16 protein-coding genes and 2 pseudogenes are annotated in these 19,271 nt (G+C 60.7%); 12 read left to right on the top strand and 6 right to left on the bottom strand.

The window, feature by feature from the left end; all coding sequences use genetic code 11:
• The first annotated feature begins 110 nt into the window (after window positions 1-110).
• Window positions 111-1,058 carry a GlxA family transcriptional regulator gene (locus tag V6093_RS16345; RefSeq protein ID WP_011953245.1) on the top strand — a complete coding sequence of 316 codons (948 nt, stop codon included), beginning with the start codon at window positions 111-113 and terminating at the stop codon, window positions 1,056-1,058.
• A gap of 3 nt (window positions 1,059-1,061) precedes the next feature.
• On the opposite strand, the gene V6093_RS16340 is transcribed toward V6093_RS16345, so the two are convergent.
• The 3 genes from V6093_RS16340 to V6093_RS16330 all read right to left on the bottom strand — a co-directional run bounded on the left by V6093_RS16340 (window position 1,062) and on the right by V6093_RS16330 (window position 2,998).
• Complete coding sequence (locus V6093_RS16340) at window positions 1,062-1,679, bottom strand: hypothetical protein (protein ID WP_003255706.1); 618 nt, start codon at window positions 1,677-1,679, stop codon at window positions 1,062-1,064.
• A gap of 71 nt (window positions 1,680-1,750) precedes the next feature.
• Window positions 1,751-2,443, bottom strand: a complete 693-nt coding sequence (locus V6093_RS16335) for a hypothetical protein (RefSeq protein ID WP_003255705.1) — start codon at window positions 2,441-2,443, stop codon at window positions 1,751-1,753.
• A 138-nt stretch (window positions 2,444-2,581) separates the two neighbouring features.
• Window positions 2,582-2,998 carry a lysozyme inhibitor LprI family protein gene (locus V6093_RS16330; protein WP_003255702.1) on the bottom strand — a complete coding sequence of 139 codons (417 nt, stop codon included), beginning with the start codon at window positions 2,996-2,998 and terminating at the stop codon, window positions 2,582-2,584.
• 285 nt (window positions 2,999-3,283) lie between these two features.
• Between V6093_RS16330 and V6093_RS16325 the strand changes: the two genes are divergently transcribed.
• From V6093_RS16325 to V6093_RS16295, 7 genes are all read left to right on the top strand, one after another.
• The gene (locus V6093_RS16325) at window positions 3,284-4,261 is read left to right on the top strand and encodes a dipeptidase (protein ID WP_406669556.1); all 978 of its coding nucleotides are present in this window, start codon (window positions 3,284-3,286) and stop codon (window positions 4,259-4,261) included.
• A gap of 76 nt (window positions 4,262-4,337) precedes the next feature.
• Entirely contained in the window at window positions 4,338-4,868 is a 531-nt protein-coding gene (locus V6093_RS16320) for a DUF5943 domain-containing protein (protein ID WP_003255698.1), read from the top strand.
• 15 nt (window positions 4,869-4,883) lie between these two features.
• Window positions 4,884-6,944, top strand: a complete 2,061-nt coding sequence (dgcA, locus tag V6093_RS16315) for a dimethylglycine demethylation protein DgcA (protein WP_003255697.1) — start codon at window positions 4,884-4,886, stop codon at window positions 6,942-6,944.
• Between the two features lie 178 nt (window positions 6,945-7,122).
• Window positions 7,123-9,075 carry a dimethylglycine demethylation protein DgcB gene (dgcB, locus tag V6093_RS16310; protein WP_004575952.1) on the top strand — a complete coding sequence of 651 codons (1,953 nt, stop codon included), beginning with the start codon at window positions 7,123-7,125 and terminating at the stop codon, window positions 9,073-9,075.
• Entirely contained in the window at window positions 9,075-10,307 is a 1,233-nt protein-coding gene (locus V6093_RS16305) for an electron transfer flavoprotein subunit alpha/FixB family protein (RefSeq protein ID WP_003255695.1), read from the top strand. Before dgcB ends, V6093_RS16305 begins: the two co-directional genes overlap by 1 nt.
• Window positions 10,308-10,317: 10 nt before the next feature.
• A complete protein-coding gene (locus V6093_RS16300) occupies window positions 10,318-11,088 on the top strand; it encodes an electron transfer flavoprotein subunit beta (protein WP_003255694.1) in 771 nt (256 codons plus the stop codon).
• A 768-nt stretch (window positions 11,089-11,856) separates the two neighbouring features.
• Window positions 11,857-12,513: an RHS repeat-associated core domain-containing protein gene (locus V6093_RS16295; RefSeq protein ID WP_375136178.1), complete on the top strand. Its 657-nt coding sequence runs from the start codon at window positions 11,857-11,859 to the stop codon at window positions 12,511-12,513.
• Between the two features lie 62 nt (window positions 12,514-12,575).
• Here V6093_RS16295 and gbcA read toward each other — a convergent pair whose 3' ends face one another.
• Window positions 12,576-13,868, bottom strand: coding sequence for a glycine-betaine demethylase subunit GbcA (gene gbcA / locus V6093_RS16290; RefSeq protein ID WP_047603174.1), 1,293 nt, complete (start codon window positions 13,866-13,868; stop codon window positions 12,576-12,578).
• A 295-nt stretch (window positions 13,869-14,163) separates the two neighbouring features.
• Between gbcA and gbcB the strand changes: the two genes are divergently transcribed.
• The gene (gene gbcB / locus V6093_RS16285; RefSeq protein WP_003255691.1) at window positions 14,164-15,264 is read left to right on the top strand and encodes a glycine-betaine demethylase subunit GbcB; all 1,101 of its coding nucleotides are present in this window, start codon (window positions 14,164-14,166) and stop codon (window positions 15,262-15,264) included.
• Window positions 15,265-15,372: 108 nt separating this feature from the next.
• Here the strand turns inward: gbcB and V6093_RS16280 are convergent, their stop codons facing one another.
• Both V6093_RS16280 and V6093_RS16275 read right to left on the bottom strand, forming a co-directional pair.
• A complete protein-coding gene (locus V6093_RS16280; protein ID WP_406669825.1) occupies window positions 15,373-16,236 on the bottom strand; it encodes a methyl-accepting chemotaxis protein in 864 nt (287 codons plus the stop codon).
• Window positions 16,228-16,983 (bottom strand): annotated as a pseudogene (locus V6093_RS16275) (MCP four helix bundle domain-containing protein); the annotation flags it as partial. The pseudogene V6093_RS16275 and the gene V6093_RS16280, both read right to left, overlap by 9 nt.
• Window positions 16,984-17,264: 281 nt before the next feature.
• Here V6093_RS16275 and V6093_RS16270 point away from each other — a divergent pair.
• The 3 genes and pseudogenes from V6093_RS16270 to mcpH all read left to right on the top strand — a co-directional run.
• A complete protein-coding gene (locus V6093_RS16270; protein WP_003255686.1) occupies window positions 17,265-17,495 on the top strand; it encodes a hypothetical protein in 231 nt (76 codons plus the stop codon).
• Window positions 17,492-17,794: a cell division protein ZapA gene (locus tag V6093_RS16265; RefSeq protein WP_003255684.1), complete on the top strand. Its 303-nt coding sequence runs from the start codon at window positions 17,492-17,494 to the stop codon at window positions 17,792-17,794. Before V6093_RS16270 ends, V6093_RS16265 begins: the two co-directional genes overlap by 4 nt.
• Window positions 17,795-18,137: 343 nt before the next feature.
• A pseudogene (gene mcpH / locus V6093_RS16260) lies at window positions 18,138-19,211 on the top strand (methyl-accepting chemotaxis protein McpH); the annotation flags it as partial.
• Window positions 19,212-19,271 lie beyond the last annotated feature (60 nt).

Raw genomic sequence — 19,271 nt, 5'->3', positions numbered from 1 at the left:
AGGGCGGCCTCTGCGGACCGTGTGAATACGCTACGCTGGCGCTACCTTGCCCAAGCGCACGCTAGCGACAGGAATTAGCACCGGGGCGACCAGTTTCTGTGGAGGAGGGGATGATGGAGACGATTGCCTTTCTGTTGGTGCCCGGCTTTTCTGCCATGGGGTTCATTTCGGCAGTGGAGCCCCTGCGGGTGGCCAATCGTTTTGGTGGGCAGTTGTACCGGTGGCAGGTGCTTAGCCTGGACGGTGAGGCGGTGCTGGCGAGCAATGGCATGTCGATCAATGCCGATGCCGCCCTGGGGGAAGGAGAGCCGGCCAACATCCTGCTGGTGGTTGCGGGCTTTGAGCCACTGGCCAATGTCGCACCCAAACTGCTGCATGCGCTGCGCCGGCTCAACCACGAAGCTGTCATGCTCGGTGGCATCGACACGGGCGCAATGGTGCTGGCCGAGGCAGGGCTGCTCGAGGGCTACCGGGCGACATTGCATTGGGAGGCGCTTGAGGCATTCAAGGAACGCTATCCAGGCCTTCAAGCCACCCAGGAGCTGTTCGAGATTGACCGCAGCCGTATCACCTGTGCCGGCGGAACCGCCTCGATCGATTTGATGCTGCACCTGATTGCCCAGTCTCACGGCAGCGAACTGGCGGTCAAGGTGTCGGAGCAGTTCGTGCTGGGTCGTATCCGTCAGCGCCAGGACCACCAGCGCATGCAGATCGGTGCGCGTTATGGCATCAGCAACAAGAAGCTGGTCCATGCCATTGGCGAAATGGAAAAACACATCGAGCCACCGTTGAGTACGCTGGAACTGGCTGCCGCGATCAAGGTGACACGGCGTCAACTGGAGCGTTTGTTTCGCATGCACCTTGATGCAACCCCGAGCGGTTTCTATCTCGGGTTACGGCTGGACAAGGCGCGCCAGCTGTTGGCCCAGACCGACATGTCGGTGACTGAAGTCAGCCTTGCGTGCGGGTTTGAACTGCCATCCTATTTCACGCGGCGCTACAAGCTGAGGTTTGGACGGTGCCCGCGGGAGGAGCGACGGCCCAGCGGTACAAAGTGAGCTTCAATCCAGTTCACGCTCGAGAATGGCCCTTAGCTTTTCGCGATTCCTTGCTTGCAGATCTTTGCGAAGCGGGGCGAAATCCGCTGCATTGAAGCGTGCACCCAGGTGGTCAAATATCAGGTTCAACTTTCTGGTGGGCTCGACCGGGTCGGTAACGCAGTAGGCATAAAACAGGATCGCAACCGGGACCTGGTCCCCTTCATGGTCCATTTCGATACTGAGATGTGAAGAGGCGTTCATGACGGTGAAGGTACGCGTACCGGCCGACTGCAGAGCGGCTTGAACATTTTCTTCGAGGCTCTTGAACCAAGGTCCTTTCTCGCGGGGCGGGGGTAGATAGCCACTGTAAACATCGCTTAATGCAAGCAAGTGTGGCTCATACACGATGGTTTTATGAGTGTGTTCGAACAGGGTGAATTTCAATGATTGCAAGGTGGCGAGAGCGACAGTGAACCATTGCTGAGGCTGGGTCTCCATCGAGAATTTTTCATTGGCCACTGCTTGTGAATAACGCAGGCATAGCTGCAAGTCTTCCCATGTCTCAAGTGTCAGCCAGGGCGCAGGCTTGATGCTTAGCCGCTCCTCGAATACACGGGTATCCAGGTTCGTATCGCCCATGTGGCATTGCTCCTTGATGGATGCAGATGACCAGAACCGGGTACCAGAGAGCTGGTACCCGGTCTCGCTAATCAGATAGCGAGAAACGCGGCGATGTCGCCTTTTATCTTCTCATTCACAAGATCACGTGCAGCGTCGAAGTGACGAACGCTGAACGTGCCTTGTTGCGAAGCGCGATAAACGCGGGTAGAGGTTTTGTCGACCTTGCGGGTCAGGGCGCCTTCACGCTCGACTTTCGAGTCGTAGCTGGCCTGGAAGCTGGTCATGTGCATCGCCGGCAGGCCTTGTGGCGTCATTTCGCACTGGGCGACCACGAAGTTGCTCGATTTGCCGGATTCACTATGGCTGTGCTTTTCCAGGTGCGCCTTGACTTCCGGCTTCTGCACGACAATTTGCAGAACACGCCTGGCGCAGGCGGCGCGACGAGGGTCCGCGGAGACGCTGATGGTGACGGACTTGGTAATCAGCTCTGCCAGGGTCAGGTTGTCCTCATCAATGGCATCTTCGGCATGTGCTGCGCCCGTCATGGTCCAGCCAAACTTGATCAGGCCATCGTTGTAGAAGTTGTACCACTCGCGCTGCTGGGTCTCCTTGTCGAACTTCTTGTTGGCCAGTTCGGTCATCAAACGCATGCCGGCCAGGATGTCTTCTGCAATGTTGGCAGGGACATTGTCAGCGAAGACGCAGATGGTCTGGCCGGTAGCGGCTACGCGCTCTTGACCCTCTTTGCGGATTTTTTCCATTTCAACTTTGATGTCAGCCACTTTGTAATTCCTTGATAGTTGTGAGTTCCAAGACACACATGGTGAGCACGTGGTCTGGGGGCACTATCGAGCAATTACGCAGGGGGCATCAGCGGCACGTTGTTCCCCTGGAGTTGATCCTTCACTCACACGTGCTGATCAATCTTCGGGTGCTGGCTCGTCACTGTTTTGCGCGCCCAGGCTGCGCAAATACTCGGCTCGCTCATCGCTGCGCTGTGCAATGCAGCTGTTCCAGGCGATCTGGTAGGCCCTGCTGCCGGGTTGTTCAGCATGGGTTTCGACCTTGCAGTCTGCATCGCGCAGTTGGCTCCAGACTTTCTCGGCTGCCTCTATTCGCGACATCAGGCCTGCCTCGTCGCCGAACTGATCACGCATGCGCGCGACCAGGTCGTCATAGGCCGACTGCAGTTCACGCTCGGCGACCTGCTTGTTGAATGCTGCACAGGCGAAGGTTTGCTGGTCGGTCTCCACATTGTCGCAAGGTGTGCTTTCGTCCTCACTGGCCTGGGCCCCGCTCACGATGGCCAGCAGCACCAGCCATGCCATTGATTTCATCCGTTTTCTCCTCAACAGGCTGTCGAATCGCAAGGATTCTCGCTCAGCCAGAGGCCAGGTGGTAGCTCCCTGACCAAATGTTCATGTACCGGCCACAAATGTCGTTATCGAGACTGTCTCGCATCCCCGGAACACGCGCCAGACGCGCTCTTGTCGCGCATTGACGCTTTCGGCAAACCCCCTGTCGTTTTTGCACCGGGGCGCCTCGGGGCACAGGCATATGCTGGCCTCAAAGCGCCGGCAGAAGGTTTGGCGCGACCCAACTCTATAAAAGGGGACAGCCTGATGAGCCCAGCCGAACTACACGCCGACAGCATCGTCATCGATGGCCTGATCATCGCCAAATGGAACCGCGAGCTGTTCGAAGACATGCGCAAAGGCGGCCTCACTGCGGCCAACTGCACGGTGTCGGTCTGGGAAGGGTTCAAGGCTACCGTCGACAACATCGCGTCCAGCCAGAAGCTGATCCGCGACAACAGCGACCTGGTGATGCCGGTGCGCACCACCGCCGACATCCGCAAGGCCAAGGAACTGGGCAAGACCGGCATCCTCTTCGGCTTCCAGAACGCCCATGCGTTCGAGGACCAGATCGCTTATGTGGACGTGTTCAAGCAGCTGGGCGTGGGCATCGTGCAGATGTGCTACAACACCCAGAACCTGGTGGGCACCGGCTGCTACGAGCGTGACGGCGGGCTGTCCGGCTTCGGTCGCGAGATCGTTGCCGAGATGAACCGTGTCGGCATCATGTGCGACCTGTCCCACGTTGGCTCCAAGACTTCCGAAGAAATCATCCTCGAATCGAAAAAGCCGGTGTGCTACTCGCACTGCCTGCCCTCGGGCCTGAAAGAGCACCCGCGCAACAAGTCGGACGAAGAGCTGAAGTTCATCGCTGATCACGGCGGTTTCGTTGGCGTCACCATGTTCGCGCCGTTCCTGGCCAAAGGCATTGACTCGACCATCGATGACTACGCCGAGGCCATCGAGTACACCATGAATATCGTCGGTGAAGACGCCATCGGTATCGGTACCGACTTCACCCAGGGGCACGGCCAGGACTTCTTCGAATACCTGACCCATGACAAGGGCTACGCCCGCCGCCTGACCAACTTCGGCAAGATCATCAACCCGCTGGGCATTCGCACTGTCGGCGAATTCCCCAACCTCACCGAGACCTTGCTGAAACGCGGCCACTCCGAGCGTGTGGTGCGCAAGATCATGGGCGAGAACTGGGTCAACGTCCTCAAGGATGTCTGGGGCGAGTAAGCCGCTCTCCAAGCCTGATAGCCCCTGCCAGCAACGCCGGGGCACCCACAAAAAAATTTTATGGAGTTGAGTTTCCATGGCCAAAATCGCCCCGCAATTGCCAATCGAAGTCGACAGCGAGACCGGTGTCTGGACCAGCGACGCCTTGCCGATGCTGTATGTGCCTCGTCATTTCTTCGTCAATAACCATATGGGCATCGAGGAAGTGCTGGGCGCCGACGCCTATGCCGAAATCCTCTACAAGGCTGGCTACAAGTCCGCCTGGCACTGGTGTGAAAAAGAGGCCGAGTGCCATGGCCTGGAAGGCGTCGCGGTGTTCGAGCACTACATGAAGCGCCTGAGCCAGCGTGGCTGGGGCCTGTTCGAGATCCAGGATATCGACCTGGATAAAGGTACCTGCAGCGTCAAGCTCAAGCACTCTGCGTTCGTGTACGTCTATGGCAAGTGCGGCCGCAAGGTCGACTACATGTTCACCGGCTGGTTCGCTGGCGCGATGGACCAGATTCTCGCTGCCCGCGGCAGCAAGATCCGCACCGTGGCCGAACAGGTCTATGGCGGGTCGGAAGAAGGCCACGAAGATGGCCTGTTCGTTACAAAGCCGTTGTAAGCCGGAGATAGCGTCATGGCATTCGAAGCAATGTTCCAGCCGATCCAGATCGGCAAACTGACCATCCGCAACCGTGTGCTCAGCACCGCGCACGCCGAGGTCTACGCCACTGACGGCGGCATGACGACCGACCGCTATGTGAAGTACTACGAAGAGAAGGCCAAGGGTGGCATCGGCCTGGCCATCTGTGGCGGCTCGTCGGTGGTTGCCATCGACAGCCCGCAGGAATGGTGGGCATCGGTCAACTTGTCGACCGACCGCATCATCCCGCACTTCCAGAACCTTGCCGACGCCATGCACAAGCATGGCGCCAAGATCATGATCCAGATTACCCACATGGGCCGTCGCTCGCGCTGGGACGGCTTCAACTGGCCGACGCTGATGTCGCCATCGGGCATTCGTGAACCTGTGCACCGCGCCACCTGCAAAACCATCGAGGTGGAAGAGATCTGGCGGGTAATCGGCAACTACGCGCAGGCTGCGCGTCGCGCCAAAGAGGGCGGCCTGGACGGCGTGGAATTGTCGGCGGTGCACCAGCACATGATCGACCAGTTCTGGAGCCCACGGGTCAACAAACGTACCGACGAATGGGGCGGTACCTTTGAAGGCCGCATGAAATTCGGCCTGGAAGTACTGAAAGCTGTGCGCGCCGAAGTGGGTGACGACTTCTGCGTGGGCATGCGTATCTGTGGTGACGAGTTCCACCCTGATGGCCTCAGCCACGAGGACATGAAGCAGATCGCTGCCTACTACGACGCCACCGGCATGCTCGACTTCATCGGCGTGGTCGGCTCGGGTTGCGATACCCACAACACCTTGGCCAACGTCATCCCCAACATGAGCTACCCGCCGGAGCCGTTCCTGCACCTGGCGGCCGGTATCAAGGAAGTGGTCAAGGTCCCGGTGCTGCACGCGCAGAACATCAAAGACCCGAACCAGGCCACGCGCATCCTTGAAGGCGGCTACGTGGACATGGTTGGCATGACCCGTGCGCACATGGCCGACCCGCACCTGATCGCCAAGATCAAGATGGGCCAGATCGACCAGATCAAGCAGTGCGTCGGTGCCAACTACTGCATCGACCGCCAGTACCAGGGCCTGGATGTGCTGTGCATCCAGAACGCCGCGACCTCCCGTGAGTACATGGGTGTGCCGCACATCATCGAGAAGACCACCGGCGTCAAGCGCAAGGTGGTGGTGGTTGGCGCAGGCCCTGCCGGCATGGAAGCGGCCCGCGTGGCTGCTGAACGCGGCCACGACGTGACCCTGTTCGAGAAGAGGGACCAGATTGGCGGGCAGATCACCATTGCCGCCAAGGCCCCGCAGCGTGACCAGATTGCCGGTATCACCCGCTGGTACCAGCTTGAGCTGGCTCGCCTGAAAGTCGACTTGCGCCTGGGCACTGCCGCTGATGTGGCCGCCATTCAGGACCTGCGCCCGGACGTCATCGTGCTGGCCGTAGGTGGGCACTCGTTCCTGGAGCAGAACGAGCACTGGGGCGCCGCTGAAGGGCTGGTGGTCAGCAGCTGGGATGTGCTCGATGGCAAGGTAGCGCCGGGCAAGAACGTGCTGGTGTACGACACCATCTGCGAATTCACCGGTATGTCGGTCGCCGACTTCATCGCTGACAAGGGCAGCCAGGTCGAGATCGTCACCGACGACATCAAGCCAGGCGTGGCCATGGGGGGGACCACCTTCCCCACCTACTACCGCAGCATGTACCCCAAAGAAGTGATCATGACCGGCGACATGATGCTGGAAAAGGTCTACCGCGAAGGCGACAAGCTGGTGGCGGTACTGGAGAACGAATACACCGGCGCCAAGGAAGAGCGTGTGGTCGATCAGGTAGTGGTCGAGAACGGCGTGCGGCCTGACGAAGAGCTGTACTACGCGCTCAAGGAAGGTTCGCGCAACAAGGGCCAGATCGACGTGGAGGCGCTGTTCGCCATCAAGCCACAGCCGATCCTGAGCCAGCCGGGCGAAGGCTACCTGCTGTACCGCATCGGCGACTGCGTGGCCCAGCGCAACGTGCATGCGGCGATCTACGACGCCTTGCGCCTGTGCAAGGACTTCTGATCGTTAACAGTCGCCGCCATCGGGCGCGATCCCTGTAGGAGCGGGTTTACCCGCGAATGCGTCAGCACTGACAACACTGTTGCCTGACCGAACGCATTCGCGGGTAAACCCGCTCCTACATGGGGCCAGTCCCGCCCTCTGGTCGGCGCAAGAATCCAGCTGTTTGTGGGAGTCTCCCATGTTGAACACCCTTCTACCCATCCTGCTGTTCGCTGCCCTTGGCCTGGCAGTGCTCGGTGCCTTGCGCCGGGTGCGCATGTGGCGCCGTGGCCGGCCGTCCAAGGTCAACCTGATCGGCGGCCTGCTGGCCATGCCGCGCCGCTACCTGGTGGACCTGCACCATGTGGTTGAGCGCGACAAATACATGTCCAAGACCCACGTGGCCACTGCGGGCGGCTTTGTGCTGTCTGCTGTGCTGGCCATTCTGGTGCATGGTTTTGGCCTGCAGAGCAAGATCCTCGGCTATGCACTGCTGGTAGCCACGGTGATCATGTTCACCGGTGCCATCTTTGTCTTCAAACGCCGCCTGAACCCGCCCTCTCGTCTGTCCAAGGGCCCGTGGATGCGCCTGCCGAAGAGTTTGCTGGCGTTCGCCGTGAGCTTCTTCATTGCCACCCTGCCGGTCGCCGGTATCCTGCCGGCCAACACGGGTGGTTGGGTGATGGTCGCCGTTCTGGGCCTGGGCGTGCTGTGGGGTGTGTCGGAGCTGTTCTTTGGCATGACCTGGGGCGGCCCGATGAAGCACGCCTTCGCCGGTGCCTTGCACCTGGCCTGGCACCGCCGTGCCGATCGCTTCGGCGGCGGCCGCTCCACCGGCCTCAAGCCGTTGGACCTGGAAGACCCGAACGCACCCCTTGGCGTGGAAAAGCCGGTGGACTTCACCTGGAACCAGCTGCTGGGCTTCGATGCCTGCGTGCAGTGCGGTAAATGTGAAGCCATGTGCCCGGCCTTTGCCGCTGGCCAGCCGCTGAACCCGAAAAAACTCATCCAGGACATGGTCATCGGCCTTGCCGGTGGCACTGACGCGCAATTTGCCGGTAGCCCATACCCTGGCAAACCAATCGGCGAACACGGTGGCAATCCACACCAGCCGATCGTCAATGGCCTGGTCGACGCCGAAACGCTGTGGTCCTGCACCACCTGCCGTGCCTGCGTCGAGGAGTGCCCGATGATGATCGAGCACGTCGATGCCATCGTCGACATGCGCCGCCACCTCACCCTGGAAAAGGGCGCAACCCCGAACAAGGGCGCCGAGGTGCTGGACAACCTGATCGCCACCGACAACCCCGGCGGCTTCGCCCCCGGCGGGCGCATGAACTGGGCTGCCGACCTTAATCTGCGGCTGCTGTCTGAAGTGAAAGCGACCGAAGTGTTGTTCTGGGTCGGTGATGGTGCCTTCGACATGCGTAACCAACGCACTTTGCGTTCGTTTGTCAAAGTATTGAAAGCCTCGGGTGTGGACTTCGCCGTACTCGGCCTGGAAGAGCGCGACAGCGGCGACGTGGCGCGTCGTCTGGGCGATGAGGCGACCTTCCAGCAACTGGCCAAGCGCAACATCCAGACCTTGGCCAAGTACAAGTTCCAGCGCATCGTCACCTGCGATCCGCACAGCTTCCATGTGCTGAAGAACGAATACGGCGCTCTGGGCGGTGACTACCAGGTGCAGCACCACAGCACCTACATCGCCGAACTGATCGCGGCCAAGAAGCTCAACCTGGGCCAACACAAGGGCGGCAGCGTCACCTACCACGATCCGTGCTACCTGGGTCGCTACAACGGCGAGTACGAAGCCCCGCGCGAAGTGCTCAAGGCGCTGGGTATTGAGGTGCGCGAGATGCAACGCTCGGGCTTCCGTTCCCGTTGCTGCGGTGGTGGTGGCGGTGCGCCGATCACTGACATCCCTGGCAAGCAGCGTATTCCCGATATGCGCATGGACGACATTCGTGAGACCGAGGCCGAGCTGGTAGCCGTGGGTTGCCCGCAGTGCACCGCCATGCTTGAAGGCGTGGTCGAGCCGCGCCCACAGATCAAGGACTTGGCCGAACTGGTGGCCGACGTGCTGATCGAGGAGGACGCATCCACTGTCCCAAAGCCGCAAACGGCTAAACGTGAACCTGCGGAGGTGCACTGATGAGCGACATTATCCGCCGCGACCCACGCGCCGAGTGGATCGCCCGTAACCGTCTGCACCCGCTGCATGCCGCGATGCAGACGCAACAGACCAGCTGGATGGGGCCTAACGGCATCATCCGCAAGAACCCACATGCGATTGCCGCGGGCTTTGTCGGCCCGGCCGGCATCAAGCGTATCGACCGCAGCGGCGCCCAGCAGGGCACCGGCGCGGGCGGGCGGCGCACGGCAACAGTCGAGGTCAAGTTGCCACTGCACCAGGTGGCGGCGCCGGCGTTCTACATTGCCGTTGTGCCGGACATGGTTGGCGGCCGCCTGAGCAGCCACGACCGCGACCTGCTTGGCCTGGCCCACAGCCTGGCCGGCAGCGACGGGGCGGTGCTGGCCGTGGTGTTCAACGAGCACAAGGAAAGCAACTTTTCCACAGCCGGTGTCGACCGCCTGCTGGTTATCGAAGGCGAGGCCTTTGAAGGTTATGCACCGGAGCAACTGGTGCAGGGCCTGCGGGCTGTGGATAACCAGTTCGCGCCGCGCCACTGGCTGCTGCCCGACAGCCGCACCGGTGGCGGTGAACTGGGTCGGCGCCTGGGCGCCGCGCTGGGCGAGCGCCCGGCAACGCGGGTATGGCAGATCAAGGACGGCCAGTGCATTGGTCGCGCCGGTGCCGGCCAGCAAGACCTGCAACGCACTGTGCCGCGCCTGATCCTGGCGGCGGCCGAGTGCGCCGAGCCGGTCAGCGAAACCCGTCACGAAGCGCTGCCGGTGGAGTTGTCCACAAGCGTGGTGCGCAGCCTGCCGCGCATCGAAGACCTTGGCTCGGTGGCCGTCGACCCGGCCACCATTGCCATGGCCGAAGCCGAGTTCATCGTCTCGGGCGGCAACGGTGTCAAGGACTGGGACCTGTACCACAAAGCCACCGCAGCCCTCGGCGCTACCGAAGGTGCCTCGCGGGTGGCGGTGGACGACGGCTTCATGCCGCGCAATCGCCAGGTGGGGGCTACCGGCACCTGGGTTACCGCGCGTGTCTACGTGGCTGTGGGTATCTCGGGCGCGATCCAGCACCTGCAGGGTATCGGTGCCTGCGACAAGGTGGTGGCGATCAATATGGATCCAGGCTGCGACATGATCAAACGGGCTGACCTGTCGGTGATTGGCGACAGCTCGGCGATTCTCAAGGCGCTGATCGAGGCTGTGGACAACTTCCGCAGCGGCGGCCAGCGCGACGCGGCATAAGGGCACGAGCATGAGTACGAAAGTGATCAGCCTGGTTTCCATTGGTGCCCACCCCAGCTCTGGCCGCGCCCGCCGCGCCGAGCAGGATGCCCGTGCCGTGGAGTTGGGTTTGCAGCTGGCTGGGGACAACTTGCAGGTGGTGCATGCTGGCGATCCACAGGAAGAGGCGTTGCGCGCTTACCTGGGCATGGGCCTGGACCACCTGGACGTGCTGGAGCAACCGGCCGGTGCCGATGTGCTGGGCGTGCTGGGCGATTATCTGCGCGACGCCGGGGCCCAACTGGTGCTGACCGGCAGCCAGGCCGAGACTGGCGAGGGTTCGGGCATGTTGCCGTTCCTGCTGGCCGAAAAGCTCGGTTGGCCGCTGATTGTCGGGTTGGCTGAGGTGGAGTCGATCGACAACGGCACCGCGCAGGTGTTGCAGGCTTTGCCGCGTGGTCAGCGGCGTCGCTTGAAGGTGCGTTTGCCATTGCTGGCGACTGTGGATAACGCTGCGCCCAAGCCGCGCCAGAGTGCTTTTGGGCCTGCGCGCCGGGGGGTATTGGCGGCGCGTAATGTGGCCATTGTCGAAGATGAGCTGTTGGCTGAAGCCGAGTTGCAACCGGCCCGTCCAAGGCCCAAGCGCTTGAAGGTGATCAAGGCCAAGAGTGGCGCCGACCGCATGAAGGCCGCGACGGCCAAGGCCAGTGGCGGTGGTGGCAAGGTGCTGAAGGACGTTTCGCCACAGGAAGGCGCCGAAGCCATCCTCAAGCTGTTGGTGGAAGAGGGCGTGCTGCGCTAAAGGTTCATGCACTCCCCGGCAAGGCGTTCTCCTGGACCAACGCTAAATTACTGATTTTCCAGTGACCGAGTGCGGGCGGGCATGCCCCGCCAACACCGGCGCAGCCGGTGCCAGGCACTGGGTCTCCTGCTCCACGGGACAAGCCCGCTTCCACAAGGGCGCCCCGATCATCTGCCAGACGCACATTCTACCTGTGCATAAGTCCTTGCCGGACCCATCACACCGCTCGTCAGGCACGGATATGCATGCCTCCAGCTCGTATTGCCCACAATCGCTGTTAGCTGCTATGTGGATAATCTGTTGGGCACTAGCTGGAGTACGCGTAGGGCGTGGCTTGCGAAGAAATGATTAAAAAACGATCAAGGTGGGTCAGAAGTCTCGAATTCTTGATTATCAGAGCTTTGAACCGCTTATCCACAGAACTACAGTTGTCGGCTCCGTGTTTTGCTCACAAAGTCTGTTAGTGTCTCTGTGGACAAGTTGTACGGAGTGCACTGTAGCCCTTTAAAAACAAGGGCTCCGTTGTTTCGATCAAAAATTGATCATCTGCTTGAATCCGATTGATACCTGTGGGCACTGACAGAATTGCCAGTGTTTGAGTACGCGGCGGCTGGATATCCTCCATAGAACCATTCCAGGAGTTATCCACATGACCCTTATGCCTGCAGTTGTCAACGGATACTCACCCTATGGCTATCGAACGCATCGCGGAGTTGTGTACTTGCGTTCAACGGCGAGCGGCGAGACCCGTTCACGGGTTGCTATCACTTGGGTAACGGTTATCGTGCCTACAATCCGGCATTGATGCGGTTTCAAGCCCAAGACTCCTTCAGTCCTTTTGGGGCAGGGGGGTTGAACGGTTATGCATATTGCGCTGGCGATCCGGTTAACCGAGTCGATCCCAGTGGCCATAGTTTTGATGTTGGGGGCTTGCTGCTGCGTGGTTTAGGTATGCTGTCGAACGGAGCGACGATTGCTTATAACTTTCTCGGACCTACGCCTGAAACCTGGATAGGCCTTAATGCCACACGAGTGAGCACCTTCGGTTCCATACTGAGCTTAGGAAGCTCCGCGGCATTGTACGCAGGGGTGCCGAGCGCTATTTTTGGCGCGAACGTGGGTACGGCAATCAGTGCTGCAGCAACGCTCACGCGAGCGATCAACGCAGCGATTGGGCCGGGGAGCCGCCCATTGAATCAGATCAAGACGAATTGGAATTTGATGACGGGAGGCTTACCCGAGGCGCCAATGCCGCACGAGTTCGTGCTGGAAGTTGTCACTCCAACTGGTAGGCCACCCGTGACCCCTTCGAATCAGAATGTCGTGTATGACATCAATGAAAGAATACGGCAGCGGAGAATTGCTGGTGCTTCGCCGCCTTCACAAGCGTTGAATATACGGCGACCGCGTAGTCAGTCACAGTGAGCCGACTGCTATGAGGTTACGCCCTGCCGCAAAGTGCATCTTTTGCGGCAGGGCGTTTTTGTTTACTGAGCCTGCACTTCTTTCAGGTAGGCCGCCGGCTCTGCTCCCAGGTTGTTCAGCATCCGCCCGCTGTACCAGTCAATGAAGTTCACCACACCAAACTCGTAAGTCTTCGAATACGGGCCGGGTTGGTACGCGGTGGAGTTGATCCCACGCTGGTTCTCTTCCGCCAGACGGCGGTCCTGGTCGTTGGTGGCATCCCACACCTTGCGCATGTTCTCGGGGTTGTAGTCCACACCTTCGACGGCATCCTTGTGCACCAGCCACTTGGTGGTGACCATGGTCTCCTGGGCGCTGATCGGCCACACGGTGAACACGATCATGTGGTCGCCCATGCAGTGGTTCCACGAGTGCGGCAGGTGCAGGATGCGCATCGAGCCCAGGTCCGGGTTCTTGATGCGACCCATCAGCTTCTGGCAGGCCTGCTTGCCGTCCATGGTCATCGACACGGTGCCCTTGAGCAGCGGCATGCGCACGATGCGGTTACGCAGGCCGTGGCTCTTGTGCAGGTAAGGGATCTTCTCGGCTTCCCAGGCAGCGGCGGAGGCGGCCACGTGGTCCTTGAATTCCTGGCTGGCACGCGGGTCGTTGGTATCGTCCCATTCCAGCAGGGTTTGCAGCAGTTCCGGGTGCGAACCGGAGCAGTGGTAGCACTCGCGGTTATTTTCCAGCACCAGTTTCCAGTTGGCCTTTTCCATCAAGGTGGTCTGCACCGCCACCTTGGTGTTCTCCATGTCGTACGGTTCCATGTAGTGCTCGAGCGTGGCCAGGAACTCGTCGATGGCGGGCGGGTTTTCCGCCAGGCTGATGAAGATGTAGCCGCCGGCCACCTTCACGTTCACGGGCTTGAGGCCGTACTGGTTCATATCGAAGTCAGCACCCATCTCGGTACCGGCGAACAGCAGGCGACCGTCCAGTTCGTAGGTCCACTGGTGGTAGTGGCAGACCAGCTTGGCCACCTTGCCTTTGTCGCTGACGCACAGGCGTGAACCGCGGTGACGGCAGACGTTGTGGAAGGCGTGCACCTTACCTTCGGCACCACGGATAACGATGATCGGGTTCTTGCCGATCTGCAGGGTGATGTAGTTGCCTTTCGCCGGGATCTCGCAGGTCATGCCGGCGATCAGCCATTCTTTGTGGAAGATCTCCTGCATGTCGATCTGGAACAGACGCTCGTCGGTGTAGAAAGGCTGGGGCAGCGAGTAGGTTCGCTCGCGGGTCTGCAGCATCTCGGCGGTGGCCTTGCGTGCAGGTTCCAGTGGATCGCCCAGGCTCAGGGTTGCGGTGACGTCCATCGTGTATTCCTCGGGGCCGTATGCGGCCGGCAAAAGGTGGCTAATCGTTGTTGTGGTGCCGCAAGGCTGCTTGTCAGAAAACAGCATGTTGTTTTGCCGTGGAGTGTGCGTCCGAAGACGCCGCGAACCGTATCCATGGGCGACATGGCCGATTTGAATAACGACGCGCCAGCCCTTGTATCGCGGGGCTGGTCGCGATAAGCACGCCGATGTCGCTGGCAGGAATGTACGTCGCTCTCAGCTTGCGCATTATCCAAGCCATATAAAGCCCGATAGTCGGCCGCTGGAGATGAACATGTCCGATACCTTCCTCAATCCGGTCACTACCCAGACCTGGGCCAACGGCCGCCACATCGTGCGCTGCGTCAAGGTCATCCAGGAGACCTGGGACGTGCGCACCTTCTGCTTCATGGCCGACCAGCCGATCATGTTCTTCTTCAAGCCAGGGCAGTTCGTCACCCTGGAGCTGGAGATCGAAGGCAAGCCCGTGATGCGCTCCTACACCATCTCCAGTTCGCCGTCAGTGCCCTACAGCTTCTCGATCACCGTCAAGCGTGTGCCGGGTGGCCTGGTGTCGAACTTCCTGCACGACACCATGCACGAAGGCGCCGAGCTGCCGGTGCACGGCCCGGTGGGGCTGTTCAACGCCATCGACTTCCCTGCTGGCAAGGTGCTGTACCTGTCGGGCGGCGTCGGTATTACCCCAGTGATGTCGATGGCGCGCTGGTTCTACGACACCAATGCCAACGTCGACATGGTGTTCGTCCACAGCGCCCGTTCGCCGAAAGACATCATTTACCACCGCGAGCTGGAACAGATGGCGTCGCGCATCCCCAACTTCAGCCTGCACATCATTTGCGAAAAGCATGGCCTGGGCGAGCCGTGGGCGGGTTACCGCGGTTACCTGAACCAGCGGCTGATGGAACTGATTGCGCCGGACTACATGGAGCGCGTTGTGTTCTGCTGCGGCCCGACGCCGTACATGACGGCGGTCAAGCGCATGCTTGAAGCGGTCGGCTTCGACATGAAGAATTATCACGAGGAGTCGTTCGGCGCGACGCCGGCGGAAGCCAAAGCCGACGCCGTGGAGCACGCCGAGCAGGCGGCCGATGCACCTGAGCTGGACGTTTCCGACCTCAATCTGGTGGAGTTCATCGGTAGCGAGAAGAGCATCCGCATCGCCCCGGGCGAGACCGTGCATGCGGCCGCGGCCAAGGTCGGCCTGATGATCCCGAAAGCCTGTGGCATGGGCATTTGCGGGACGTGCAAAGTGCTCAAGCTGGGCGGCGAAGTAGAGATGGAGCACAACGGCGGCATCACCGAAGATGACGAGGCCGAGGGCTACATCCTGTCGTGCTGCAGTGTGCCGAAAGGGGATGTGCGGATCGATTACTGATCCAGTGGCCAGTCTGGATTCTTCGCGGGCACGCCCGCTCCCACAGGGCCATCGCTATCTTCAGGACTGCGGTGAACCTTGTGGGAGCGGGCGTGCCCGCGAATGCTTCTAGGTGCGGAACCGGGCTACCAGGCCATTGAGGTCTACCGCCAGACGCGACAGCTCGGCACTCGCCGCACTGGTCTGATGCGCCCCGGTAGCACTCTGCACCGACAGGTCATTGATGTTCACCAGGTTGCGGTCCACTTCCCGCGCCACCTGGGCCTGCTCTTCCGCCGCACTGGCAATCACCAGGTTGCGCTCGTTGATCTGCGCCACCGCGCCGGCGATGGTGTCCAGTGCCATGCCTGCGCCACGAGCGATGTTCAGTGTCGACTCCGCGCGCTCGGTGCTGGTGCGCATCGATTCTACCGCCTCTTCCGTACCGCCCTGGATGCTGCCGATCATGCGCTCGATTTCGCTGGTCGACTGTTGTGTACGATGGGCCAATGCCCGCACTTCATCGGCGACCACGGCAAAACCACGGCCCGCTTCACCGGCCCGCGCGGCTTCGATGGCTGCGTTGAGCGCCAGCAGGTTGGTCTGGTCGGCCAGGCCACGGATCACGTCCAACACCTTGCCAATGTCGCGCGACTGTTCGGCCAGGTGAGTAATCAGCTTGGCGGTGGCCTGCACATCACCGCTCATGCGCTCGATCGCACCCACGGTTTCCATCACCAGGTCACGACCATCGCCGGTGGAGCGGCTGGCTTCACTGGACGCTTCTGATGTGCTTACGGCATTGCGCGCCACTTCTTCCACTGCGCTGGTCATTTCGGTGACAGCAGTGGCGGCCTGTTCAATCTCATTGTTCTGCTGCTGCAGGCCACGGGCACTTTCGTCGGTGACGGCATTCAACTCTTCTGCCGCCGAGGCCAGCTGGGTGGCGGAGCCGGCGATCTGCTGCAAGGTATCGCGCAACTTGTCCTGCATGCGCGCCATGGCGCGCAACAGCCGGGCGGCTTCGTCGGTGCCCTCTGCGCGGATGACGTGGGTCAGGTCGCCGTCGGCGACTTGCTCGGCGCATTTGAGTGCTTCTTCGATCGGCTTGACGATACTGCGGGTCAGCAGGAAAGCACAGGCGAAGGTCAGTACGGTGGCGGCAACCAGCAGGCCGATCACCAGGGCGAAAGCGCCGGCATACTGGTTGGCGGCTTTTTCGTTGGTGGCGCGAGTCTGGTCAGTGTTGATGCGTACCAAGGTGTCCATGACCTTGTTGATCTGCTCGGAGTTGGCCAGCAGGTCGCGGTTGAGCAGGTCACGCAATTCGTCCAGGCGATCGGCCTGGCTCAGTGTGCGCATGCGCGATTCCAGCTGGCGGTACTGGTTGAGCAACTGACCGTACTGGTCGAATGCTGCCTGTTCGTCGGCGGCGACGATCATTGGCAGGTAGGCCTGGCGTGCACGGTCGATCTGGCTGTTGCGCTGGTCCAGCAGATCGAGGGTATCGCGTTGGGTTGCCGGCTCGCGGTTGAGCAGCAGGCGGTAGGAAAGCGTGCGCATGCGCAGGTTCAGCGCGGTGAGTTCGTCGAGGATCTTGATGCTGGGCACGCTAACTTGCTCGATGGCAACGCCCGCCTGGCGGATGTTGCCCATTTGTACCAGGGAGAAGATACCAAGGCCGAGCATCAGCAGGCCGATGAGCGCGAAGCCGAGAAGCGCGCGCGGTGCGATATTCATGTTGCGTAGGGACATGGAGAGCAGGATCCAGGCAAGTGGGGAAAGAGCGACAAAACATGACTTGCCGGGCTATCGGTCGTGACTGGTTAGTCTTGAATGGGACCGGGGAAAATTGTGCAACCGCGAACCTTTTCCTGACCGGCGGTTGATCCAGGTCGGAACAAGGGGTCGATTACCCTGTCAATCTGCGGGTCAGACACCTTATGAATCCGATATTTAATGGCGATGGGCCGCACTTTTCTTTATCGTGTGCGCCCCTCGCAACAACCTGAGATAGACCCATGCTGGAAGCTTCCCTGAATCAAATCGAGCAACTGGTCAGCGACCTGATGCAGAAAAACGCTCAACTCATCGAGCAGAACACCGCCCTTGGCCAGGAACTGGCCCAGGCCAAGGAAGAGAACGAAACCCTGCAGCTGTCGCTGATGGAACAGGAAGAGAAGAACGGCGCTACCGCAGCACGCATCCAGGCCCTGGTCGAGCGCGCCAGCGCGGGCGTTGTTGGCGCATGAGACTGCAAGAGCAGCCGATCAATGTCGTGTCGATTCTCGGCATCGACTATTCGATCAAGGCGCCCGAAGGCCAGGAAGAAACCCTGGCCCAGGCGGTACGGATGCTCAACAAAGCCCTTAACGAGACCAAGCGTCAGTACCCGACCTTGATCGGTGACAAACTGCTGGTGCTGGCTGCCCTTAACCTGTGCTCCAAACAGGTTGAACTGCAGAAAGAGCATCAGCAGACCCTTGCGCGAACTCAAGCGCAGATCGACGCCACGGTGGATGCCATCGTGCGGACCATTGCAGAGCAATAAGACCGCACACCGTCCCCTGTAGGAGCGGGTTCACCCGCGAATGCGTCAGTGGCTTCAACACCGCATTCGCGGGTAAACCCGCTCCTACAGGCATCAGCAGACCCTTGCGCGAACTCAAGCGCAGATCGACGCCACGGTGCGGACCATCGTTGAGCAATAAGGCCGTATACCGTCCCCCCCGTAGGAGCGGGTTCACCCGCGAATGCGTCAGTGGCTTCAACACCGTATTCGCGGGTAAACCCGCTCCTACAGGGTGCATCTGATTGCTTCAGATCACTGGATTAACTGGATACGCAAGTGTATACACTTTCCGCAAAACAATAATGTGCGGGGGAGTAGGGGCATGCGTATCTGGCGTAAGAGCATCCAGTTGCAATTGATCACCAGCATGGGCGCTGCCTTGCTGGCGAGCATCCTGGTGGTGGTCATTATCTTCACCGTGGCGCTCAACCGCCTCACCGACCGCTACCTGGTCGACACTGCCCTGCCAGCCAGCATCGAAGCCATCCGCAACGACATCGAGCGCATGCTGGGCCAACCGTTGGTCGCTGCCGCGGACATTGCCGGTAACACCCTGCTGCGCGACTGGCTTGCTGCCGGTGAAGATCCCGCGCAGGCGCCCCAATTCATCGAATACCTGACCGCCGCCAAACAGCGCAACCACGCCTTTACTACGCTGTTCGCCTCGACTGAAACCGGCCACTACTACAACGAGAACGGCCTGGACCGCACCCTCAGCCGCAGCAACCCCAAGGACAAGTGGTTTTACGGTTACATCGACAGCGGCGCCGAGCGTTTCATCAACATCGACATCGATGGTGCCACCGGCGAACTGGCTCTGTTCATCGACTATCGCGTGGAAAAGGAAGGCAAGCTGGTGGGTGTGGCCGGCATGGGCTTGCGCATGACCGAATTATCGAAGCTGATCCACGACTTCAGCTTTGGCGAGCACGGCAAGGTGTTCCTGGTGCGCAACGATGGCCTGATCCAGGTGCATCCCGATGCTGCCTTCAGTGGCAAGCGCCAGCTTGCCGAACAGCTTGGCGCGGACGCAGCCAAAGGCGTCATGACCGGAGGCGAGAGCCTGCGTAGCAGCCGCTTCAGCCGTGACGGTGAGCGCTACCTGGCGCTGGGCCTGCCGCTGCGCGACCTCAACTGGACCCTTGTGGCCGAAGTGCCAGAGTCGGAAATTTACGCGCAAATGCATCAGGCCGTCTGGCTGACCAGCCTGATCGGTGGCGCCGTCGCGTTGGTGTCGCTGCTGTTGGTGGTACTGCTGGCGCGTGGCCTGGTGCGGCCGATCCGCCGCGTTACCGCCGCATTGGTTCAGATTGGCGGGGGAGCGGGTGATCTCAGCCATCGGCTGGACGATTCGCGTCAGGATGAGCTGGGTGACCTGGCCCGTGGTTTCAACCGCTTCCTGGACAGCCAACGCAGCCTGATCGGCGAGGTGTTGAGTACCTCCGAGCGGCTGCGG

This window comes from Pseudomonas putida group bacterium ESBL64, from assembly GCF_045277175.1.
In the GTDB taxonomy this organism is placed as follows: Bacteria; Pseudomonadota; Gammaproteobacteria; order Pseudomonadales; family Pseudomonadaceae; genus Aquipseudomonas; species Aquipseudomonas alloputida.
Note: the sequence above shows the minus strand (reverse complement) of the source record. Positions and strands in the feature narration are given on the sequence as shown.